This is a genomic window from Microbispora rosea (assembly GCF_044460045.1).
In the GTDB taxonomy this organism is placed as follows: domain Bacteria; phylum Actinomycetota; class Actinomycetes; order Streptosporangiales; family Streptosporangiaceae; genus Microbispora; species Microbispora rosea.
The window spans coordinates 556702-578551 of record NZ_JBITJO010000002.1 but is presented as its reverse complement, the minus strand read 5'-3'; the positions used below and the strand labels follow the sequence as shown (position 1 = coordinate 578551).

Below are 21850 nucleotides of genomic sequence, written 5' to 3'. Positions count from 1 at the left end.
GCAGGAACGTCCCGTGTGAGGGTGAGTGGCCGGGTTCGTGCCGCCGACCCCTACCGGGGGGAGACCCGCGCGGGGTCGCGGCCCGGCTCTCCAGGGGCCCGGTCACGACGCGGCCTTCCGGCGGCCGGGGCGGCGGCGGGAACGGCTCAGCCGCCGGCGCAGACCAGGACCCGCATGGACCGGTCGGCGAGGCAGACCTTGGCCTCGGCGGGCAGGATCTCCTCGGCGTACGGGTCGTCGCGGACGTCCTCGTCGGCGGTGTCGAGGACGGGGCGCCAGGCGGCCCCCAGCTCCGGCCCCGGGAGGGCGAACGTCAGGTTCTCGTGGTGCGCGTTGATCAGCAGCAGGAACGTCTCGTCCGTGATCCGCTCGCCGCGCGGGCCGGGCTCGCTGATCGCGTCGCCGTTGACGTACACCGCCAGCGACTTCGCGTAGCCGGTGTGCCAGTCGCCGTCGGTCATCTCGGTGCCGGACGGCGTGAGCCAGATGATGTCCCTGCTGCCGTCCCCGAACGAGTGGCCCTGGAAGAATCGGCGCCGCTTGAAGACGGGATGCGCCCGCCGTAACGCGGCCAGGCGGCGGACGAAATCGAGCAGGTCGCCCTCCTGCCGGATCAGCGACCAGTCGATCCACGAGGTGTCGTTGTCCTGGCAGTAGGCGTTGTTGTTGCCCTGCTGCGTGCGGCCGAACTCGTCGCCCGCCAGCAGCATCGGCACGCCCTGCGACACGAACAGCGTGGTGAGGAGGTTGCGCCGCTGCCGGCGGCGCAGCCGTACGATGCCGGGATCCTCCACGGGGCCCTCGGCGCCGCAGTTCCAGGAGCGGTTGTCGTCCGTGCCGTCGCGGTTGCCCTCGCCGTTGGCCTCGTTGTGCTTGTGGTCGTACGACACCAGGTCGGTGAGGGTGAACCCGTCGTGGGCGGTCACGAAATTGATCGAGGCGACCGGGCGGCGGCCGCTGCTGGCGTACAGGTCGCTCGACCCGGCCAGACGCGAGGCGAACTCGGGCAGCGTCCGGGAGGCCCCGCGCCAGAAGTCACGCACGGAGTCGCGGTACTTGCCGTTCCACTCCGTCCACAACGGTGGGAAGTTGCCGACCTGGTAGCCGCCGGGGCCGACGTCCCACGGCTCGGCGATCAGCTTGACCTGCGAGATCACCGGGTCCTGCTGGATGAGGTCGAAGAACGCGCTCAGCCGGTCGACGTCGTGCAGCTCCCGGGCCAGCGCGGCGGCGAGGTCGAAGCGGAAGCCGTCCACGTGCATGTCGAGCACCCAGTAGCGCAGCGAGTCCATGATCAGCTGAAGCGCGTGGGGCGAGCGGACGTTCAGCGAGTTGCCGCACCCGGTGTAGTCGAGGTAGTAGCGGCGGTCCTCCTCGCGCAGCCGATAGTAGGCGACGTTGTCGATGCCCCGGAAGCCCAGCGTGGGGCCCATGTGGTCGCCCTCGGCGGTGTGGTTGTAGACGACGTCGAGGATCACCTCGATCCCCGCGTCGTGCAGGGCGCGCACCATCGCCTTGAACTCCTGGACCTGCTCGCCGCGCTGTCCCGAGCTGGCGTACGCGTTGTGCGGCGCCATGTAGGCGATCGTGTTGTAGCCCCAGTAGTTGGTCAGCCCCCGGGCGACCAGGAAGTGCTCGGGCACGAACTGGTGCACCGGCATGAGCTCGACCGCCGTCACGCCGATCGACTGGAGGTGGTCGATCACGGCCGGGTGCGCGAGCCCCGCGTAGGTGCCCCGCTGCTCCTCGGGGACGGCGGGATGGCGCATGGTCAGGCCGCGCACATGCGCCTCGTAGATCACCGTCTCGTGGTAGGGCGTGCGGGGCGGCCGGTCGTTGCCCCACTCGAAGAACGGGTTCACGACCACGTTCTTCGGCATGTAAGGCGCGGAGTCCTCGGTGTTGAGCCGCGCGGGGTCGGCGAAGTGATAGGAGAAGAGCGACTCGTTCCACCGCACCGAGCCCTCGATCGCCTTGGCGTACGGGTCGAGCAGCAGCTTGGACGGATTGCACCGGTGCCCGTAGTCGGGCCGGTAGGGCCCGTGCACGCGCAAGCCGTACCGCTGGCCGGGCATGATTCCCGGCACGTAGCCGTGCCAGACGAACCCGTCGACCTCGGGCAGGTCGACGCGGGTCTCCTCACCCCTGTCGTCGTACAGGCACAGTTCGACCCGCTCGGCCACTTCTGAGAACACCGAGAAATTGGTGCCCACACCATCCCAGGTGGCGCCGAGCGGGTAGGGCTCTCCAGGCCAAACCTCGCGCATGTAACCTCATTCTCCACTGCTCGGGCGAATCGTGCACCCGCGACGACCCCTGCTCTCGCACGGGAACGCGGGAGCCCCCGCCGGATCGGGTCCGGCGGGGGCTCCCGCTGGTGCTCAGACGAGTTCGGCGTTGAGGGTGATCGTCGTGCCGGCGAGCGCCTTGCTCACCGGGCAGTTCGCCTTGGCCGTCTCGGCGGCCTCCTGGAAGTCCTCGGCCGAGATGCCGGGCACCTGCCCGCGGACGGAGATCACGATGCCGGTGATGCCCTCGCCCGGCTGGAAGGTCACGTCCGCCCGGGTCTCCAGCGACTGCGGCGGCGTGCCCGCCTTGGCCAGGCCGGCGGACAGGGCCATCGAGAAGCACGAGGAGTGGGCCGCGGCGATCAGCTCCTCCGGGCTCGTCTTGCCGTTGGCCGCCTCCGCCCGGGAGGGCCAGGAGACGTCGAAGGAGCCGACCCCGGAGGTGTCGAGCGAAACGGTGCCCGAACCGTCGAGCAGCGCGCCCTTCCACTGCGTCGTCGCGGTACGAGTGGTCGCCATGGCGATATCCCTTCAGTAAGCGGAGCCTATCCACAGTGACCTTAACGCCGCCGCCGGTGCGCATAGCCCACCGGCATGGCCCACCGGCATGGCCTGTCGGCTCACGCCGTCGCCGCGCGGTCCAGGATCGCCTCCAGATCGAGGCCGGAGGGGAGCGTGCCGAGGGCCCGCCCCCAGTCGCCGGACAGGCGCGAGGCGCAGAACGCGTCGGCCACCGCGGCGGGGGCGTGCCGTACGAGCAGGGACGCCTGGAGGACCAGCGTCATCTCCTCGGCCACCCGGCGCGCGTCGGCCTCTCCCGCCGAGGCGAGCCTCTTCAGCACCCGCTCGGCCGCGTCCGCGATCCTCCTGTCCTGAGCCAGGGCCACCTCGGCGAAGAACGCCTCGACCGCCTCCGACTCTCTGGCCATCACGCGCATCAGGTCGAGGGCGGCCACGTTGCCCGAGCCCTCCCAGATGCCGTTCAGCGGCGACTCCCGGAACAGCCGGGGCATCTGCGACTCCTCGACGTACCCGTTGCCGCCGAGGCACTCCAGCGCCTCCGCCGCGTGGACCGGCGCCCGCTTGCACACCCAGTATTTGCCGGCGGCGAGCGCCGCCCGCCGGAACAGGCCCTCGGCCGCGTCGCCCCGGATCGCCCTGTCGGTCGCCCCGGCCAGGCGCATCATGAGCGTGGTCGCCGCCTCCGACTCCAGCGCCAGATCGGCGAGCACCGAGCGCATCAGCGGCTGTTCGGCCAGCGTCCGGCCGAACGCCCTGCGGTGACGGGCGTGGTGGAGCGCCTGCGTCAGGCCGTACCGCATGCCGGCGGCCGAGCCGATCACGCAGTCGAGCCTGGTCATGTTCACCATCTCGATGATCGTCCGGACGCCCCGGCCCTCCTCGCCGACGAGGTAGGCGACCGCGTCCTCGTACTCGACCTCGGCCGAGGCGTTCGACCGGTTGCCGAGCTTGTCCTTCAGCCGCATCAGGCGCACCGCGTTGCGGGTGCCGTCGGGCAGCACACGGGGGAGCAGGAAGCACGACAGCCCGCCCGGGGCCTGGGCCAGCACCAGGAACACGTCGCACATCGGGGCGGAGTTGAACCACTTGTGGCCGGTCAGGGCGAAGCTCCCGTCGCCCAGCGGCTCGGCCCTGGTGGTGTTGGCCCGCACGTCGGAGCCGCCCTGCTTCTCGGTCATGGCCATCCCGGCCAGCACGCCGCGCTTGTCCTGAGGCCGGCGCAGCCCGAAGTCGTACGTGCGGGAGGCGAGCAGCGGCTCCCACTCCGCGCGCAGCGACGGCGAGTGCCGCAGCGCGGCCACGGCGGCGTACGTCATGGAGATCGGGCAGCCGTGCCCGGCCTCGACCTGGGACCAGGTGAAGAACTTGGCGGCCCTCGCGACGTGCGCACCCGGGCGGGCCGACGTCCAGGGCGCGGCGTGCGCGCCGCTCTCGACGGCGATCGTCATCAGCTCGTGCCAGGCCGGGTGGAACTCGACCTCGTCGATCCTGTTGCCGTAGCGGTCGTGGGTGCGAAGGACGGGCGGGTGCTCGTTGGCCAGCCGCCCCCACTCCTGCGCCTTCGCCGAACCGGCCAGCAGGCCGAGCTGGCGCAGCTCCCCGGTAGCCCAGTCCGCCCCCTCCCTGGCGAGCCCCTCCAGCAGAGCCTGGTCGGCCGCGACGTCGTGGCCGGTGAGCGGGGGCACCTGGTTGGTCACGTCGTGGGTCACTGGTCCTCCTGTGGTCGATGCCGGGACTCGTCCATGCCGGGACGTCCACGATGCCGGGACTCCATCTCAACATCTCGGACGGCCGCGACAAACACCGGACGGCAAACGGTCAAGCGCCTGAAATCTCCAGTCCGAGCTCCTGGGCCGCCTCCAGGGCGAGGTCGCGGGCGTAGTCCTGGTCGGCGCCCGCCTCGCACAGCACCCGGTGGACGCCCTCGATCGCGCGCCGGTCCCCGCGCCCGGCCAGGCCCCGCGCGGCCTCGGCCACCGTCGTCAGATCGCGGTCCGTCAGCCGGGAGACCAGGGCGTCCCTGATGGGGGCGGTGTCGGCGGGCAGTCCCGCGATGCCCATGGTGGCCCAGTCGCGCACCTCGTCGTCGGCGCACCGGCTCAGGCGGATCAGCGTGGCCAGCCCGTCCTCGTGGTCCGGAGGCAGGACCGCGGCGAGTGCCATGGGGTCGTGGACCGTGGGCTCCCGGCCGGGACTATTGATGATCGTGAGCACCTCGGGGAGCGCCCGTTCGTCGGTCTGGTGGCCGAACGCGCGGAGCAGCGCCTCGACGACCGCGGGCTCGGTCTCGTGCCGGGCCAGGTCGCGCAGGATCTCCAGGATGCGATCCCGGTAGGGGTCGTGCCCGATGGCATGGCCGAGGCCCGTTTCCCCGCCGGGCCCCGGCTCGCCCAGCCCCGTCTGCCCGCCGACGTCCGTCATCTGGCCGAACTGCGCGAGCACGTCGACGCCGAACTCCCGCTCCACCGCGTCGTCGCTCTCGCACAGCCGGGCCAGCGCCAGGAACGTCTCCTCGTCGTGGCGGGACTGGAGCGCGTGGACGGCCGCCCACCACGTCTCGTCGTCCTCGTCCAGGTCGCGATAGGGCAGCGCGCGCCTGAGCAGCACGTCCGCGGGGGGCCGCAGGCCGAGAGTCGCCTCCAGGACCGTCGCGATCGCGGCGTGCCCCTGCTGACGGGTGACGGAGTAGAGGCCGTCGGCGCCGCGCGCCTCGACCGTGACCCGCCGGGTGCCGTCCGCGCCGCAGGCGTGGACCACCAGCACCGTGTGCTCGCCCTCCACCCTCGTGGAGATCTCCTCGCGCAACACGGCTTCGAGATCAACCGCCGTCAGCCGCACGGCGATCTCCAGGGGGGTCGCGCCGTCCCAGCCGGGCGCGGACGGGTCGGCGCCGTGTTCCAGCAGGGACCAGACGATCCCGTACGCCCCGAAGATCGCGGCCAGCGTCAGCGGGGTGTCGCCGTCGTCGTCGGCCCGGCCGGGATCGGCCCCGGCGTCGAGCAGGATGTCGGCCACTTCCAGGTTGCCGTTCGCCGCGGCCCACAGCAGGGGCGTCCAGCCGCCCTCCTCCGCCGCGTCGGGGTCGGCGCCGCCGTCGAGCAGCGCCTGCACGGTCTCGGCGTGGTTCCAGCACGCCGCCGCGCAGAGCGGAAGGCCCTCCTCGTGCCCCCCGCTCGGCTGGTCCGGGTCGGCGCCGTACTCCAGGAGCAGCCTGACGATGTCGTGGTGACCGCAGACGGCCGCCCGGTAGAGCGGGGTCGTCCCCTGAGCGGGGTTCACGGCGGTGTCCGGATGCAGCATCGCCGCCACCCGCGAGACGTCCCCTCCCGCCACCGCTTCCAATAACCTGCTGCGGGTCACGATTCCATGCTCACACAGCCCGTTCCGTGCGTCGTCCGCAGGGATCGTCTCTCCGGATCGTCTCCGGGAATCGTCTCTCCGGATCGTCTCCGAGATCGTTCCCAGGATCGTTCCCAGGGAGGAGGGAGAGCGGGGCCGGCCGGGATACGGTTTAGGGCGTGAACGATCCGGGTGGTATGCGGGCATCCGACGCCGAACGCGAGGCAGCGGTGGAGCAGTTGCGCGTGGCCTCCGCGGAGGGACGGCTGACCCTCGCGGAACTGACGGAGCGGACCGAGGCCGCCTATCTGGCACAGACCCACGGCGAGCTCGCCCAGATCACCGCCGACCTGCCGGGCGGCGCTCCCGCCCCCGCTCCCGGGCCCGCTGTGCCGGCCGCCCCGCAGGGCAGGATGCGCAAGTGGATCGTGGCGGTGATGGGCGACGCCAAGAGGACCGGCACGTGGCGGATCGACGACGGCATCGGCGCGGTCTGCGTGATGGGCGACGTGGTCCTCGACCTGCGCCAGGCCGAGGTGCGCGGGCGTGAGGTGGACATCGTCGCCACGTGCGTGATGGGCGACGTGAAGATCATCGTGCCGGACGGCGTCGACGTCGAGCTCTCCGGCGTCACGATCATGGGCGACAAGAAGGTCCAGGTGGTCGAGGCGCCCCGCGGCCAGTCCGCCCCCGTCGTCAAGGTCACGGCGTACGTGCTGATGGGCGATGTGAAGATCATCGGCGACTCGCGGGCCGAGCCGATCAAGCGTGGCTTGTTCGCCTGGAGCGAGTGGTGGCAGGAGCGCCGCCAGCGCCCGGGCCACGGCGGATACGAGGTGCCCCACCGCCGCCACCGCGGCCTGCACTGATCGCGCCCACTTATCTGGCCCACTGATCGGGCCGCGTCGGCCGGCCACCCGGAGGATCGGCCCGCCAGGCAACGTCGGGACGCCCCCAGAGCGTAGTCATCGGTGACCGTTCACCAAGGGATCACCGAGAACCTGGGGGCCGCACATGCGCGACCGGGCCGACTTCGAGCGCTACGTCCAGCAGCGCTCGGACCGACTGCTGCGGACGGCCTACCTGCTCTGCCGTGACTGGGCCACCGCCGAGGACCTGCTCCAGACGGCGCTGGCCAAGGCGTGGCTGGCCTGGCGCAGGGTCGGCGAGAACCCCGACCCGTACGTCTACCGCATCCTGGCCAACACCCACGCCTCCTGGTGGCGCAGACGCTGGCGGGGCGAGCAGCCAACCGGAGTACTGCCGGAACCGGCCGTCTGCGACTCCGCCGACCTGCTCGGCTCCCGCGACGCCGTACGGCAGGCCCTCACCTGTCTGCCGCCGAAACAGCGCGCCGTGATCGTGCTGCGTTACTTCGCCGACCTGGGTGACGCCCAGATCGCGGAGATCCTCGGCTGCTCGGCCGCCACCGTTCGAAGCCAGGCGAGCCGGGCCCTGGCCAGGCTGCGCGTCGATTCCGCCGCCCGCTCCGCGATGAGCCTGGAGGGCTGACATGACGATGACCGACGACTACCTGCGTGACCTGCTCGCCCGGGACGCGTCCACGGCGGGAGGCGCGGGTGTCACCCTGGCCGACGTCGACCGGCGGGTGCGGCGCATCCGGCGCCGTCGCGGTGCTGCGGGGGCGGTGCTGGCCGCCGGCCTGGCCGCCGTGGTGATGGCGGCGACCTCGCCGCGTACGGTCACGATCGCGCCCGACGAGCGCCCGGCCGCCGCCGCCATGGCCGGCCCTGCGCTGACTCCGGGGGTGTCGTACTTCGCGGGGCAGCGGGTGTTCCTCGAAAAGGAGATCGAGACGGGCGGGCGCGTCCTGCGGTTCCCCTACACGGGCATCAGCACCTCGGTGAACGTGCAGGTCGACTGCCGCGAGCCGTCGTACGCGTTCGTCTGGCTGAACGGCCGGTTGGAGGCCCAGGGCGTCTGCGGCGTCCAGAGCGACCATGTCGATCACCTGCTCTCGTGGATCGACGAGTCCGGCGGGGATCTGAGGGGAGACAACGAGGTGGACGTCGCGCTGGTGCCGGTCCAGCGGGTGGCGGCGGACGGCGACCCGGGCGCGCCGATTCCCGCGCTGGGCGAGCAGGAGGCCGAGCGGCTCGTCGCCGAGACCGGCGAATACCGGACCGGCGGCAGGGTGACGATCCGGGAGGCGTGGCTGCTGGCCGTGGCGCCGACGCCCATCAACTGCGACAGGGACATCGTGATCCGCGGGCCGAACGGGCGTGAGATCCTCTCCTCGGCCTGCGACCAGCCCAGCGAGAAGCCGCCATCCCCGCAGGGCTAGTGCCAATGCCGTTCAGCTGCCGATCAGTGAGGATTGCCAAGGGTGGCGGAGACAGCAACGGAGCTCCTGCTAGAGCAGCGTCGACCAAGATCACAGTCCAACAGGAGCTCCGTTGGATGTTCGGTCTGTCATGTCCGGCGGGGGCGGCCGACCACTCTCAGCCGCGGCGGAGCCTTCGGCTCGTCTGGCCGGTACAGATCACTGAGCGTTGTTCGGCGTCCAGCGAAGCGTCATGTCGGGCAGGTTCTCCATGTTGCGATCACCATCGTTGGTGTCGAGGACGGTGAAACCGTGGCTCTCGTAGAACGCGCGGGCATCGGTGTTCTGCTGAAAGACGTGCAGCGACACCCCATCAGGGCTGTGCCGCCTGACCTCATCGAGCAGTAGCGTGCCGACTCCCTGGCGGCGGACGTCCGGGCGCAGATAGAGGTGTTCGAGCATGTCGCCGTCGAGGGCCGCATAGCCGATGATCTCCGCATCACGCACTGCGACCCACGTGCGACACAGCTTGAGCAGGACGTCCTGGATCCATCTGGTCACCTGCTCGTGACTGCGCTTCTGCGGGGGCAGGTAGGGCATCGTCGCCGACCGAGAGGTCATGTGGATCCGCGCGATCACGGCTGCATCTGCTTCCTCTGCGAATCGGATCCGCGTCTTGCCGTCATCAGTCACGTCGGGAACCTACAAGCCCTGCGAAACTCGGTCCAGCGGTTAACCTCGGTAATGCTGCCGGTCACAGCACTAAACGAATGCGTCCCGATTCGTCCAGGTTGTCATGCGCCAGCATGCTGTCCGCCAATGTCCACCGAGGGCGGAGGGAGCGAAGCCGGAAGTGACCGTCAAGCGTCTGGAGGAGATGGTGACCACCATTCAGGACTTCGACTACCTCGGCGAGAAGTACTTCTCGCACTGGGTTGACAAAGGTCGTGAGGAGGGCCGTGCGGAAGGTCGTGAGGAGGGCCGTGCGGAAGGCGAGATCAACTCGATTCTCACGGTGCTCGACGCCCGTGGTCTGGAGATCTCCGATGAAGCGCGTGAACGGATCCTCCGGTGTGAGGACCTGAGCCAGCTCAGCACCTGGGTCCGCAGGGCCGCCACCGTCGCCTCCGCCGACGACCTTTTCACCTAGCCCCGGCCGCGCGGTCAGGCGGCCTCGGAGGCGGCGCGTACGGCTTGGGCGTGGCGTTCGAGCAGGAGCGTGACCAGTTCGGGAGCGGGGCCGAGGACGCCGGCCACGGCGTGCGCCCCGGCCTCCATGGTGTCGCGCTCCACCCTGTCGGCGAAGTAGCCGGGGGCCAGCAGGTAGGGCGCCACCACGACCTTCGGGGCGCCCGCGCGCGTCAGCCGTACGACCTCGTCCTGAGGGGTGGGCGCGGCGGCCGAGGCGTAGGCGGCGCTGACCGACCACCAGGGGCGGGTGCGCGCCCACTCGCGGGCGACGGCGGCGATCGTCGCGTTCGCCCGGCGGTCGCTGGAGCCGGCCGAGACGAGCACCACGGCGGTGCCGGGGTCGCCGATCTCCACGCCGGCCTCGGCGAGGCGGCGCTCGAGTGCCCGGACGAGCAGCGGGTGCGGGCCGAGCGTAGGGCCGCAGACGGCGCGCAGCCGCGGCGTGCGGCCGGCCGCCTCCCGCAGCGCCGCCGGGATGTCCACCCGGCTGTGGTAGGCGGCGGTGAGCAGCAGGGGGAGCACGACGGCCTCGTCCAGCCCCGACAGCGCCTGCGGCAGCGACGGCGTGGAGTGGTCGAGATAGGCGGCGCGGACGTCCAGGCCGGGCCGCGCCCGCCGTACGCCGTCGAGCAGCGCCTCCACGGTCGCGGTAGCGCGCGGGTCGCGGGACCCGTGCGCCACCGCGATCAGCGGCGCGCCTTCGTGCGGGACGGTCATCAGAGGTGGATGCCGCACTCGATCTTGCCGAGACCGGCCCAGCGGCCGCTGCGCGGGTCCTCGCCCGGCGCCACCCGGCGGGTGCAGGGGGCGCAGCCGATCGAGGGGTAGTCGTCGTAGTGCAGCGGGTTGATCAGGACGCCGTTGTCGGCGATGTAGTTGTCGACGTCCTCCTGGGTCCACCGGGCGATCGGGTTGACCTTCACCATCTGCCGCTTGGCGTCCCACTCCACGACCTTGGTATTCGCCCTGGTGGGCGACTCGTCGCGGCGGATGCCCGACACCCAGGCGAGGTACGGCTCGAGCGCCCGGTTGAGCGGCTCGACCTTGCGCAGGTAGCAGCACAGGTCGGGGTTGCGCCCGTACAGGCGCGGCCCCAGGTCGCGGTCCTGTTCCTCGACGGTCCTGGACGGCTTCACGTTGATCACGTTGACCTGGTAGACCGCCTCGACCGCGTCCCGGGTGCCGATGGTCTCGGCGAAGTGGTAGCCGGTGTCGATGAACAGCACGTCGACGCCGGGCTTGACCCTGCTGACCAGATCGATCAGCAGGGCGTCGCTCATCGACGAGGTGAGACAGAGGCGGTCGCCGAAGGTGGCCGCGGCCCAACGGATGATCTCCCGGGCGGGCGCGTCCTCAAGGAAGCGCGCCGCGGACTCCACGATGCCCTGGAGGTCCAGCGTCACCCGCTGCCGCTCCAGTCCTGCCTCTATCTCCGCCACCGACATTGTTACTCCTCACACGTCGTTCATTGATTCATCGGATGATGGGCTGAAAAGCCTTTGGGGGTTACGAACGCACGCCGAGGCCGAGGAATTTCACCCGGAAGGCGCGGGCGCAGGACCTGCAATACCATCCGTGGCTCTCCTCCTCGGTCACGTAGGGCTCCAGGTCCTCCTCGCCGCAGTACGGGCAGTAGAAGGGTGCGGCGCGCTCTGTCACTTGAGGTCGGCCTCATCGGCGCGCTGGACCCATTCGGCGAAGGTCTCGCCCTCGTTCTTCTGCTTCTGGAAGTTGAGTACGACCCGCTCGATGTAGTCGGGCAGTTCCTCGGCGGTGGCCTTGAGCCCTCGCACCTTGCGGCCGAAGCTCGGGTTGAGGCCCATGGAGCCGCCCAGGTGCACCTGGAAGCCCTCGACTTGCTCGCCCCTGTCGTTGACCACGAGCTGGCCCTTGAGGCCGATGTCGGCCGTCTGGATGCGCGCGCAGGAGTTCGGGCAGCCGTTGACGTTGATCGTCAGCGGCTCGGCGAAGTCGGGCAGGCGCCGCTCCAGCTCGTCGATCAGGGCCGAGGCGGTGGCCTTGGTCTCGACGATCGCGAGCTTGCAGAACTCGATTCCGGTGCAGGCCATCGTCTGCCTGCGGAACGTGGACGGGTTCACCTGGAGGTCGGCCGCCTCCAGCTCCGCCACGATCGACTCCACCTTGTCGGGGGCGACGTCGAGGATGACCATCTTCTGCTCGACGGTCGTACGGACCCGGGTGGACCCGTGCCGCTCGGCGATGTCGGCGATGCGGTGCAGCGTGTCGCCGTCCACCCGGCCCACGCGCGGGGCGAAGCCGACGTAGAAGCCGCCGTCCCGCTGCGGGTGGACCCCGACGTGGTCGCGCCGGCCGCCGCGGGGCGCCTCCGGAGCCGGACCGTCGGGCAGGGCGTACTTGAGGTACTCGGTCTCCAGGACCTGACGGAACTTCTCCGTGCCCCAGTCGTTGACCAGGAACTTGATCCGCGCCCGGTGGCGCAGGCGGCGGTAGCCGTAGTCGCGGAAGATGCCGGCGACCCCGGCCCACACCTCGTGGGCCTGCTCGGGCCGGACGAACGCGCCGAGCCGCTTGGCGAACATCGGGTTGGTCGACAGGCCGCCGCCCACCCAGACGTCGAAGCCGTGCTCGCCCTGCTCGTTCACCACGCCGACGAACGCCACGTCGTTGATCTCGTGGACGGTGCAGTAGGCCGTGCAGCCGCTGATCGCCGTCTTGAACTTGCGCGGCAGGTTGGAGAACGCCTTGTCGCCGATGTACCGGTCGTAGATGTCCTGGATCTGCGGCGTGCCGTCGATCACCTCGCCGGCGTCGATCCCGGCCAGCGGGCACCCGAGGATAACGCGGGGGGTGTCACCGCACGCCTCGGTGGTGGACAGGCCGACCGCCTCCAGCCGCCGCCAGATGTCCGGCACCGACTCGATGTCGATCCAGTGGAGCTGGATGTTCTGCCGGTCGGTGATGTCGGCGGTGCCCCTGGCGTACTCGTTGGAGATGTCGGCGATCACGCGGAGCTGCTCCAGGCTGAGCTGCCCGCCGTCGATGCGGACGCGCAGCATGAAGTAGCGGTCGTCCAGCTCCTCCGGCTCCAGGATCGCCGTCTTGCCGCCGTCGATTCCGGGCTTGCGCTGGGTGTAGAGGCCCAACCAGCGGAAGCGTCCCCGCAGGTCGGCGGGGTCGATGGAGTCGAACCCGCCCTTCGAGTAGATGTCGATGATCCGCTGGCGGACGTTAAGCCCGTCATCGGCCTTCTTGTTCTCCTCGTTCTTGTTCAGCGGCTCACGGTAACCGAGAGCCCACTGACCTTCGCCACGCGGGCGCTTGTGGTGGCGGTTCGCCGGGCGGGCCGGGGTGCTCATGGGCACACGTCCTTCTCCGAGGCTCGGTCTGAGATCGGGTTTCGGCGGACACCGGCGCAGGCGGCCTCTCACCTCGCCGTCGAGTGTGAGGGCATACAAAAACGACGCCTGGCCGAGCGCCCGGGATGGAACAGCGGAGGGCGACGGTCAGCCGGCGTCGATACAGATCGCGCTACGGACACGCAGGAGATCGACGTGGCGTCGCACGACGAGCAACGGGTCCGCTGGCATGTCCCAAACGATACCTCTGAGATCCTGGATGTCCAAGTTCGTGTCCAGGATGCGGGATTGTGACGGCAATGTAACGCGCGTCAGCCCTTGCGGACCCAGTTCTCCGGCGGCTCGGCCTCGTGCTCCCTCTCGGACGGGTCCTGATGCTGGCAGTCACACCAGGACCCGCCGCGGCACTCCTCGTGCCGGTGCTCCCTGCACGCTGGGCAGATCATGTCTCCATTGTGAACGCCGTGCTGCAGACCGAGCGAACCGGAGGGGCGCGCCGCCGGTCCCGGCCGAGGTACGGACACGGTTCTCGCGAGCGACGGTTCTCGCGAGCAGGGGGTGGGGGCCCCTATTCTTGGCGGCGACAATCCGCCCGCAGGTCACGTACTAACCGCCGCGGCAGCGGGTAGAGCCCAGTTCTCATGACCGGTTGGGTGCCATGACCTCCACGGACGCGCCATCGCGCAGGCCGCGGCTTACGCGCAAGGGCATGGCGCTCGCCCGGGCGCGTCTCACCTGGATACGCGACACGAACCTCTGGTCCCTGGTCAAGGCGACCACGATGGCGGGCGTCAACTACCGGGTGACCGGCCTCGCGGGCGAGGCGGCGTTCTTCGCGCTGCTGTCGCTGCCGCCGTTCGTGCTCGGGCTGCTCGGGGTCATGGGCCATCTGAGCGGCCTGCTCGGCCCGGCCGCCATCGCCGAGATCAGGCGCTGGGTGGTGGACCAGTCCGAGCTGCTGTTCACCCACAACACCGTTCAGCGGGTCGTCAAGCCGCTGCTCGCCGACGTGCTGAGCGGCGGGCAGGTCTCGCTGATCTCCGTCGGCTTCCTGCTGTCGCTGTGGTCGGGCTCGCGGGCCCTGTTCGTCTACGTGGACCTGATATCCATCGCGTACGGCCTGGGGGAGACCCGGGGGATCATCCGCACCAGGGTCCTGTCGTTCGTCCTCTATCTCGCGGCGCTGCTGATCGGGCTGGTCGTCATGCCGATCCTGGTCATCGGGCCCACCCTGATGTCCAACGCCCTGCCCAAGTACGCCGCGCTCGTGACGATCCTCTACTGGCCCGTGCTCGTGATCGGCTCGGTGCTGATGCTCACGCTGCTCTACCACGTGAGCGTGCCGCACCGCACGCGCTGGTGGCGCGAGGTCCCGGGGGCCGTGCTGGCGCTGCTGATCTGGATCGTGTGCGCCGCGTTCCTGCGCGAGGTGCTGGCCGCCTGGTTCACGCCGCTGTCGATCTACGGCTCGCTCGCGGCGCCGATCGCCGTGCTGCTGTGGCTCTACATCACCGCGCTCGCCGTGCTCATCGGCGCGACGCTGAACGCGGAGGTGGACCGGCTCTGGCCGCTGCGCGGCGCCACCAGGCACGAGCACCATCACCGCAAGTCCGGTAATGGCTGATCTGTCCCGGTAGCGGGGGAAGGACGACGCCGATGGACGCACAGCCTTCCGCCGGTGACCCCACCACGACGCACCGGCGATGATCGGCCCCACGCCCCCGTACGCCGCCCCCCCGGCGGACCGCCGTTCGGCGGTGGCCCGGCCCGGAGGGCCTCCACCGCGTCGCCCGGCGGCTCCTCGACCGGCATCCGCCGCGCCCGCGCCCGGCTCTCGGACGAGGCGCGCTCCGATAGGGTTGAAGGCATCGCGACTGGCGCTGGAGCGCCCGATGGGCGCAGGTGGGGCACCACCGGGGAGCGAATCTGCGGAGGCCGTGCGCCTGGGTCGCCGCCGACGTCGACGTGGAGAAGGAAGGCGCCATGGCTGAGAACTCGCTGAACGTCGTCGATCCCGAGATCGCCGAACTGATCAGGGCGGAGGAGCGGCGGCAGGCCGACACCGTCAAGCTGATCGCGTCAGAGAACTACGTGTCCAGGGCCGTCCTGGAGGCGACCGGGACCGTCCTCACGAACAAATACTCCGAGGGCTACCCGGGCAAGCGTTACTACGAGGGCCAGCAGGTCATCGACAAGATCGAGACGCTGGCGGTCGAGCGGGCCAAGTCGGTCTTCGGCGTGAGCCACGCCAACGTCCAGCCCTACTCGGGCTCGCCCGCCAACCTCGCCGTCTACCTGGCGTTCCTGAACCCGGGCGACACCGTGCTCGGCATGGGCCTGCCCTTCGGCGGTCACCTCACCCACGGCTGGTCGGTGTCCGCCACCGGCAAGTGGTTCAACTCGGTCCGCTATGGCGTGCGCCGCGACACCGGCCGCATCGACATGGACGAGGTGCGCGCGCTGGCGCTCGAGCACCGGCCCAAGCTGATCTTCTGCGGCGGCACCGCGATCCCGCGCACGATCGACTTCCCGGCCTTCGCCGAGATCGCCAAGGAGGTCGGCGCGGTACTCGCGGCCGACATCGCCCACATCGCGGGCCTCGTCGCCGGCGGCGCCCACCCCTCGCCGGTCGGGCACGCGGACGTGATCTCCACGACCACCCACAAGACCTTGCGCGGCCCGCGCGGCGCGATGCTCATGGCGAACACCGACGAGGTCGCCAAGGCGCTCGACAAGGCCGTGTTCCCCGGCCTGCAGGGCGGCCCGCACAACCACACCACCGCCGCCATCGCGGTCGCCCTGCACGAGGCCGCCCAGCCGACGTTCAAGGCGTACGCCGCGCAGATCGTGAAGAACGCCCAGGCGCTCGCCGACGAGCTGCTCGCCCGCGGGTTCGACCTGGTCTCCGGCGGCACCGACAACCACCTGATCCTGATGGACCTCACGTCCAAGGGCGTCGGGGGCAAGCCGGCCGCGCAGGCCCTCGACCGGGCGGGCCTGGAGACCAACTACAACACCGTGCCCTTCGACCCGCGCAAGCCGTTCGACCCGTCCGGCATCCGCATCGGCACGCCGTCGGTCACCTCGCGCGGAATGGGTGAGGCCGAGATGCGCCAGATCGCCGCGTGGATGGACGAGGTCGTCACCGCCGTCGCGAAGGGCGACGCGGAGGACGTGATCGCACGGGTGCACGGCGAGGTCACCGAGCTGACCGGCCGCTTCCCCGCGCCCGGCCTCTCCTGACCCCCAACCACCGTGATCTTGCAGTTTGTCGCAGGGGTGCGGGCGGACCTCGCACCGTACCTTCATGATCTTGCGGTTTGTCGCATCGACAGCCGGTGACCTGCGCCATCCGTGTGAGATCTTGTACGAGATGTCGCGGCTGCCCACCTGGCCTGCTGATAGTCGCAGCGCGATCTTGCAGTCTTCGCCGACTGCAAGATCACGGGCACTTGAAGGCCAGGTCGGCGGCTGATTCGATGAATCTCTGCAAGATCACGACTGCGCTGCTACGTCGTCTAGCTGGGCTTTCTCTTCGCTCTGCGACAAACTACAAGATCACGGCATGGGTGGGGGGATAAATGGGTTGCGGCGGGTGAGTGCGGGGCTGTTAGTGTTCCCCCGTCGCCGCCACCATGCGGCCGGGACCAGGGAGGTGAGGACTATGCGGGTCTTTCTGACGACCATGCCGTCCGTCAACTCCCGGGTGCCCGCCTAAGCTCTTCTCGCTGGGACACCCGGTTTCCGAAGGGTGTTCACCAGCAGTGTTCAACGATCTTTCTCTTCTCGGCTGGCACGATGGGCTCGCTGAGCAGCTCCCCGACCTGCCCGGCGGCGCCGTTGCCGCCCGTGTGGCGCGGGTCGACCGGGGCGCCGCCGAGGTCATCGCCGCCGACGGAACCCATCAGGCGCGGTTCGGCGCCCGCGTACGCAGGGCCGCGGCGGCCGATCCGCTCGCGCTTCCGTGCGTGGGGGACTGGGTCGCGCTCGCCCGGCTCGACCTGTCCTCATCCCAGGAGGGCCGCTACGAACTGGCCGAGGTGCTGCCCCGCCGTACGGCCTTCGTCCGGGGCGGCGTGAGCCGCGACTCGCGCGGAGGGCTGTCGGGCGACGGCCAGGGCCAGGTGCTGGCCACCAACGTCGACGTGGTCTTCGTGGCCGAGCCGTCCATGCACGCCACGCCACCCGGGGGGCTACGGGGGGTCGTCCCCCCGGGCAAGCACAGCGCCGATCTCGGCAGGATCGAGCGCCTCGTGGCGCTCGCCTGGGAGAGCGGCGCCCGGCCGGTCGTGCTCGTCACCAAGGCCGACCTCTTCGGCGATCTGCCGAACCGGGGGCTGGACGATCTCCTCGCCGACGTCGCCGCGGCGGCGCCGGGCGTCGACGTCCATCCGGTCTGCTCGCTCACCGGCGACGGCGTGGACCTGGTGCGCGCCCACCTCGGCCCCTCGGGGACCGCGGTGGTCCTCGGCCCGTCGGGCGCGGGCAAGTCCACACTCGTCAACGCCCTCGCCGGTGCGGAGGTCATGGAGACCCAGCAGGTCAGGGCCGCCGACGGGCGGGGCAGGCACACCACCGTCCACCGGCAGCTCATCCCGCTGCCCGGCGGCGGGCTCGTCATCGACACGCCCGGCATCCGCCGGGTCGGGCTGTACGAGATGAGCGAGGGCGTCGGCCTGGTCTTCTCCGATATCGAGGAGCTGGCCGAGGACTGCCGGTTCTCCGACTGCCGGCACCGGTCGGAGCCGGGCTGCGCGGTGCTGGCGGCCGTCGAGTCGGGCGAGCTGCCCGAGCGGCGGCTGGAGAGCTGGAACAGGCTCCAGCGCGAGGCCGCCTGGATGGCCCGCCGCACCGACGCCCGGCTGCGCGCCGAGGAGACCCGCAAGTGGAAGACCATCCACAAGCAGATGCGGGGTATGAGCCGCCCTTAGGTCCGGGTGCCTCCCGTCCCCGGCGGGTATGACCGGAACGTGAAGACGATGCGGGTGCGGCTGCCGTACGCCGACCGCGCCGAGGCGGGTGCGCTGCTCGCCGAGATCCTGTGGGACATGGCCCCGCGGGATCCGGTGGTGCTCGCCCTGCCGCGCGGCGGCGTCGCGGTGGCCGCACCGGTCGCGGAGCGGCTGCGCGCCCCGCTCGACGTGCTGGTGACCCGGAAGATCGGGCATCCGGCCCGGCCCGAGCTCGGCGTGGGCGCCATCGCGGAGGGCGGGCGGCCCGTGTTCGACTCCGAGATGCTCGACCGGCTCGGACTGGAGCCGGAGGACGTGGCGGAGGTGGCCGGGCGGGAGCGGCGTGAGCTGGCCAGGCGGGTGCGGGTCTACCGGGGAGACCGGTCGCTGCCGGAGCTGCGCGGCCGTGACGTGATCGTGGTGGACGACGGCCTGGCGACCGGGGGAACGGCGCGCGCGGCGCTGCGGGCCGTACGGACGATCCAGGCGGGGCGGGGACGGGTGACCCTGGCGGTGCCGGTCGCCGCTCCGGAGACGGTGGAGGCGATGCGGGGTGAGGCGGACGAGATCGTCGTGCCGGTCACGCCGGAGAACTTCCGCGCGGTGGGCCAGTGGTACCGGCGGTTCGACCAGCTCACCGATGACGACGTGCTGGGCCTGCTGGCCGAGGCGGGGCGGGGAGGGACGGATGACACCTGAAGGGCGCTCCGCGTGCGCCGTCGCCCGCATTCGGGGGACGGGACGCGAAGCGCCCAGCGGTGACGCGTGTCGGGGAAGGGGGAAACGCTCAGGCGACGGCGCTGATGCCGGCGCTGGCCGCGCGGCGCATACGACGGCGACGCTCCGACGCGCGCTCGTCCTCGTTGAGGCCGCCCCACGTGCCGTACTTCTCCGGGCGGGAGAGCGCGTAGTCGAGGCACTCAGCTCGCACAGGACACTGAGCGCAGATGGCCTTGGCCTTGCGCTCCCGGATGTCGCGCTCGGGCTGACGCTCACCGTCAGGACCGAAGAACAGCACCAGGTCCTCTCCCCGGCACGCGGCATCATCCTGCCAACCCCAGCTGGGGCGCGGGCGGGCGAGCTGCCGACGTACCTGAGACATGAGAAACCACCTTTGGTGAGAGGTATTTCAGTGTTTGTGCCGCATTGGACGCTTGTGGCGTCCCTTGTGCCAACGCCGGGATAGGCCGTGGTGTTCCCGGCTCCGGGGCGGAGCCCTCAGGTCAATACCGGCGTGAGCTCGCTCAGCTCGGCCAACCTGTAGGTCGGGATTCCGTCGGCGCAGATCGATCCGCACGGTGCTGTGCACACCGTGGGCTCGACCACGACCCGAAACCGCGACGTCCCACGCCGCGTCGTGCAACGCACGACGCAGATCGTGGAGTCGTCAACCGACCGGGAGGATTCCACGGCCACCCCGCCGACCGAGATCTCGCCGGTGTGAGTCCGGACGAAGTGCTCGGCGGCCTGCAGTGGCTCAGGGATACCCGCGCGTCCCCGGAAACGGTCGAGGACGACCTCGCCGTGCCGGTACGCGTTTGCCGCCGCGATCGCAGCAGCCTGAGACATGCTGCCGTAGTAAAGCCCGTGTGGCAAGCATACGAGGTTGGCGGCGTATCGATCGCCGCCGACATGTGTGGTTTCCCACACTTCGCCGGGCAGGTTCTCGTCGAGGAACCGCGCCAGCGGGAGTCCGAGACGCGCACAGCACGCGTTGTGCCGTCCGTGCGTGCAGACCAGGTACATCGGCTCGTTCACCAGTATGCAGGACTCCGGAACCACTCCGTGCACGAGAGCGCCCAGGTCAAGATCGTCGGGGCGCTCCACGAAGCCCTCGGCGAGCCACGGATGGTCGACCGCGGCCGCGGCGACGTAGACGTGCAGGGGGCCCGTGACGGCCTCGCGGCGGCCGGGCCGGCGGATCAGTTGCGGCCGGATGTCAAGAGCCCTGGCGCGGGAAATCAGCCGGTGGATCTCATCGGGCAGGCGGGACTCCTCCAGCTCCGCGGCCCAGGGCCCCGCGTGCTCGATGAGCAGCCAGAACCGGCCCTTCTTGGTCGCGCTCGCGAGGATCGGCGCCTCGCCCGTGTGGCAGGCGGCGGGGTGCTCGCACCCGTTGGCCATCCGGTCCCGTCCTTCTCTCGCGTTTCTTAGGTAAGACTAACCTTAACCAATGACGCCGGGGGGCGCGGGAGTGGGTCCGTAAATCCACGTTGAATCCGTAAATATCCCGATGCTGTCGGTATGGGTAGAGCGGCCGGGGAACGGACCCGGGCGGCGGAAGGGGGGCCCGCGCGGCGGGAAGGGGACCCACGCGGCGGGAAACGGACGCGCACGGCGGGAAGGGGCCCGTGGTGGGGGGCCGGCACGCCCGCCCCCGTATGCAGGCGGGCGACGATCAGGAGTAGGCCAGGGCGGCCTCGGCGGCGGGCAGGGCCGCCGCGCGGTCCTCGGCCACCAGTCCGATCCTGGTCCGCCGGTCCAGGAGGTCCGCGGCGTCCAGGGCGCCTTCGTGGCGCACGGCCCACACCAATTCGGCCCGGGTGATCCCCAGCGCCACCGGCTCGGCCAGGGCCGGGTCCTCGCGCATCAGGTCGCGCACCGCCCAGGCCTCCGAGCCGTACCTGCGGGCCAGCCGGCCCGGCGTGCCCGGCCGCACCGGTCCGGCGCCGACGAGGGGCAGCCGCGCCGTACGGCTCGCGCGCGCGTGCGGGCAGGCCGCGTCGACGGCGTCCTCGGCCATCCGCCGGTAGGTGGTGAGCTTCCCGCCCACGACCGTCACGACGCCGTCCGGCGAGCGCAGCACGGCGTGGTGGCGGGACAGGTCGGCGCTGCGTCCCCCCGCAGGACCGGAGGCCGCGTCCGCCGCGCCGACGCGGCCATCGACGAGGGGCCGCAGCCCGGCGAAGGCGCCGGCGACGTCCGCGCGCCGCAGCGGCCGGTCCAGCGCCGTCCCGACGACGTCGAGCAGGAACGCGACGTCGCTCTCGGGAGCCTCGGGGACGTCCGGGACCGGGCCGTCGAGCGGCTCGTCGGTCAGCCCGGCGTAGACCCGCCCGTCGGCCTGGGGGAGCACCAGCGCGAAGCGGGCGCGCTCACCGGGGATCGGCACGTGCAGCCCCGCCCGCAGCGCGCCGAGCGCCCCGGGGCGCAGGACGAGGTGCGTGCCCCGCGAGGGACGCAGAGCCACCGACGGCGTCAGCTCTCCGGCCCACACACCGGTCGCGTTGATCACCGCACGGGCCCGGATGTCGAACTCCTCGCCGGTCAGCTCGTCGCGCACCCGGGCGCCGTCCCCGCCGAGCGCCAGCGCCCGGCAGCGGGTGAGGATCCGCGCGCCGTGGGCGGCGGCCGTACGCGCCAGCGCGACGACCAGGCGGGCGTCGTCCACCACCCGCCCGTCCCACGACAGCAGCGCCCCGCGCAGGCCGTCCGCGCGCAGCGACGGGGCGAGCGCGAGCGCCCGGCCGGCCGCGACCCGGGAGGGGCCGGGCAGCAGCCGCCGCGGCGTGCCCGAGGCGGCCCGCAGCGCGTCGCCCAGGCGATAGCCGGCCATCAGGGCCGCGGCCTGGGCCCGGGGGACGTCCGGCGTCAGCGGCAGCAGGTACGGGTGGGCGGCGACCAGATGGGGCGCGATGAAGCGCAGCAGGGCGTCGCGCTCCACCGCGCTCTCCCAGGCCACGCCGACCTGCCCGCTGGCCAGGTAGCGCAGCCCGCCGTGGATCAGCTTGGAGCTCCACCGGGAGGTGCCGAACGCCAGGTCGTGGGCGTCCACGGCGGCCACCGACAGACCACGTGAGGCGGCGTCCAGCGCGACTCCGGCCCCCGTGGCCCCCAGACCGACCACGAGGACGTCGACGACGTCCGTACGTGCCTCGTCCAGCTCCCACCGGCGCCTGGCCGCGTTCAGTGAGGAGTTCATTTCCCCTCCACTAC

Annotated in this window: 22 protein-coding genes and 1 riboswitch; of the genes, 8 read left to right on the top strand and 14 right to left on the bottom strand. The window is 71.2% G+C overall.

Features of this window, described 5'->3' with window-relative positions:
* Positions 1-146 precede the first annotated feature (146 nt).
* The 4 genes from glgX to ACIBK1_RS09985 form a co-directional block, all read right to left on the bottom strand.
* Positions 147-2267 carry a glycogen debranching protein GlgX gene (gene glgX, locus ACIBK1_RS10000; protein WP_076434686.1) on the bottom strand — a complete coding sequence of 707 codons (2121 nt, stop codon included), beginning with the start codon at positions 2265-2267 and terminating at the stop codon, positions 147-149.
* Positions 2268-2381: 114 nt separating this feature from the next.
* Positions 2382-2807: an OsmC family protein gene (locus ACIBK1_RS09995; protein WP_396733827.1), complete on the bottom strand. Its 426-nt coding sequence runs from the start codon at positions 2805-2807 to the stop codon at positions 2382-2384.
* A gap of 101 nt (positions 2808-2908) precedes the next feature.
* Positions 2909-4519, bottom strand: a complete 1611-nt coding sequence (locus ACIBK1_RS09990; RefSeq protein WP_396733825.1) for an isovaleryl-CoA dehydrogenase — start codon at positions 4517-4519, stop codon at positions 2909-2911.
* A 109-nt stretch (positions 4520-4628) separates the two neighbouring features.
* The gene (locus ACIBK1_RS09985; protein WP_231513694.1) at positions 4629-6170 is read right to left on the bottom strand and encodes an ankyrin repeat domain-containing protein; all 1542 of its coding nucleotides are present in this window, start codon (positions 6168-6170) and stop codon (positions 4629-4631) included.
* A gap of 158 nt (positions 6171-6328) precedes the next feature.
* On the opposite strand from ACIBK1_RS09985, the gene ACIBK1_RS09980 reads away from it, so the two are divergent.
* From ACIBK1_RS09980 to ACIBK1_RS09970, 3 genes are all read left to right on the top strand, one after another.
* Entirely contained in the window at positions 6329-7018 is a 690-nt protein-coding gene (locus ACIBK1_RS09980; protein ID WP_081903236.1) for a DUF1707 SHOCT-like domain-containing protein, read from the top strand.
* A 145-nt stretch (positions 7019-7163) separates the two neighbouring features.
* Positions 7164-7661 carry a SigE family RNA polymerase sigma factor gene (locus ACIBK1_RS09975; RefSeq protein WP_030505400.1) on the top strand — a complete coding sequence of 166 codons (498 nt, stop codon included), beginning with the start codon at positions 7164-7166 and terminating at the stop codon, positions 7659-7661.
* A gap of 1 nt (position 7662) precedes the next feature.
* Entirely contained in the window at positions 7663-8454 is a 792-nt protein-coding gene (locus tag ACIBK1_RS09970; RefSeq protein ID WP_030505399.1) for a hypothetical protein, read from the top strand.
* Between the two features lie 198 nt (positions 8455-8652).
* Here ACIBK1_RS09970 and ACIBK1_RS09965 read toward each other — a convergent pair whose 3' ends face one another.
* Positions 8653-9126, bottom strand: a complete 474-nt coding sequence (locus ACIBK1_RS09965; RefSeq protein WP_030505398.1) for a GNAT family N-acetyltransferase — start codon at positions 9124-9126, stop codon at positions 8653-8655.
* A 160-nt stretch (positions 9127-9286) separates the two neighbouring features.
* On the opposite strand from ACIBK1_RS09965, the gene ACIBK1_RS09960 reads away from it, so the two are divergent.
* Positions 9287-9583 carry a hypothetical protein gene (locus tag ACIBK1_RS09960; RefSeq protein ID WP_231513693.1) on the top strand — a complete coding sequence of 99 codons (297 nt, stop codon included), beginning with the start codon at positions 9287-9289 and terminating at the stop codon, positions 9581-9583.
* A 14-nt stretch (positions 9584-9597) separates the two neighbouring features.
* Here ACIBK1_RS09960 and ACIBK1_RS09955 read toward each other — a convergent pair whose 3' ends face one another.
* The 6 genes from ACIBK1_RS09955 to ACIBK1_RS09930 all read right to left on the bottom strand — a co-directional run bounded on the left by ACIBK1_RS09955 (position 9598) and on the right by ACIBK1_RS09930 (position 13408).
* Complete coding sequence (locus ACIBK1_RS09955) at positions 9598-10341, bottom strand: sirohydrochlorin chelatase (protein ID WP_030505396.1); 744 nt, start codon at positions 10339-10341, stop codon at positions 9598-9600.
* Positions 10341-11069, bottom strand: coding sequence for a phosphoadenylyl-sulfate reductase (locus ACIBK1_RS09950; protein ID WP_030505395.1), 729 nt, complete (start codon positions 11067-11069; stop codon positions 10341-10343). The genes ACIBK1_RS09955 and ACIBK1_RS09950 overlap by 1 nt, the downstream gene beginning before the upstream one ends.
* Positions 11070-11130: 61 nt before the next feature.
* A complete protein-coding gene (locus tag ACIBK1_RS09945) occupies positions 11131-11283 on the bottom strand; it encodes a hypothetical protein (RefSeq protein WP_030505394.1) in 153 nt (50 codons plus the stop codon).
* Positions 11280-12962 (bottom strand): nitrite/sulfite reductase, encoded by a 1683-nt coding sequence (locus ACIBK1_RS09940; protein WP_030505393.1) that lies wholly within the window; start codon positions 12960-12962, stop codon positions 11280-11282. The genes ACIBK1_RS09945 and ACIBK1_RS09940 overlap by 4 nt, the downstream gene beginning before the upstream one ends.
* Before the next feature lie 147 nt (positions 12963-13109).
* Positions 13110-13193, bottom strand: coding sequence for a putative leader peptide (locus ACIBK1_RS09935; RefSeq protein ID WP_357054749.1), 84 nt, complete (start codon positions 13191-13193; stop codon positions 13110-13112).
* Between the two features lie 80 nt (positions 13194-13273).
* Positions 13274-13408 (bottom strand): hypothetical protein, encoded by a 135-nt coding sequence (locus ACIBK1_RS09930; protein WP_260615795.1) that lies wholly within the window; start codon positions 13406-13408, stop codon positions 13274-13276.
* 212 nt (positions 13409-13620) lie between these two features.
* On the opposite strand from ACIBK1_RS09930, the gene ACIBK1_RS09925 reads away from it, so the two are divergent.
* The 4 genes from ACIBK1_RS09925 (at position 13621) to ACIBK1_RS09910 (ending at position 18613) form a co-directional block, all read left to right on the top strand.
* Positions 13621-14586 (top strand): YihY/virulence factor BrkB family protein, encoded by a 966-nt coding sequence (locus tag ACIBK1_RS09925; RefSeq protein ID WP_231513692.1) that lies wholly within the window; start codon positions 13621-13623, stop codon positions 14584-14586.
* 236 nt (positions 14587-14822) lie between these two features.
* Positions 14823-14918, top strand: a riboswitch (ZMP/ZTP riboswitch).
* Between the two features lie 9 nt (positions 14919-14927).
* A complete protein-coding gene (gene glyA, locus ACIBK1_RS09920) occupies positions 14928-16205 on the top strand; it encodes a serine hydroxymethyltransferase (protein ID WP_425293410.1) in 1278 nt (425 codons plus the stop codon).
* Between the two features lie 521 nt (positions 16206-16726).
* A complete protein-coding gene (gene rsgA / locus ACIBK1_RS09915; RefSeq protein WP_396733815.1) occupies positions 16727-17893 on the top strand; it encodes a ribosome small subunit-dependent GTPase A in 1167 nt (388 codons plus the stop codon).
* Positions 17894-17941: 48 nt separating this feature from the next.
* Positions 17942-18613 carry a phosphoribosyltransferase gene (locus ACIBK1_RS09910; protein WP_030505389.1) on the top strand — a complete coding sequence of 224 codons (672 nt, stop codon included), beginning with the start codon at positions 17942-17944 and terminating at the stop codon, positions 18611-18613.
* 88 nt (positions 18614-18701) lie between these two features.
* Here ACIBK1_RS09910 and ACIBK1_RS09905 read toward each other — a convergent pair whose 3' ends face one another.
* The 3 genes from ACIBK1_RS09905 to ACIBK1_RS09895 form a co-directional block, all read right to left on the bottom strand.
* Positions 18702-19016, bottom strand: a complete 315-nt coding sequence (locus ACIBK1_RS09905; RefSeq protein ID WP_076434697.1) for a WhiB family transcriptional regulator — start codon at positions 19014-19016, stop codon at positions 18702-18704.
* 116 nt (positions 19017-19132) lie between these two features.
* Positions 19133-20038: a sucrase ferredoxin gene (locus ACIBK1_RS09900; RefSeq protein WP_030505387.1), complete on the bottom strand. Its 906-nt coding sequence runs from the start codon at positions 20036-20038 to the stop codon at positions 19133-19135.
* 274 nt (positions 20039-20312) lie between these two features.
* Positions 20313-21836 (bottom strand): glycerol-3-phosphate dehydrogenase/oxidase, encoded by a 1524-nt coding sequence (locus ACIBK1_RS09895; protein WP_396733812.1) that lies wholly within the window; start codon positions 21834-21836, stop codon positions 20313-20315.
* Positions 21837-21850: the final 14 nt, after the last annotated feature.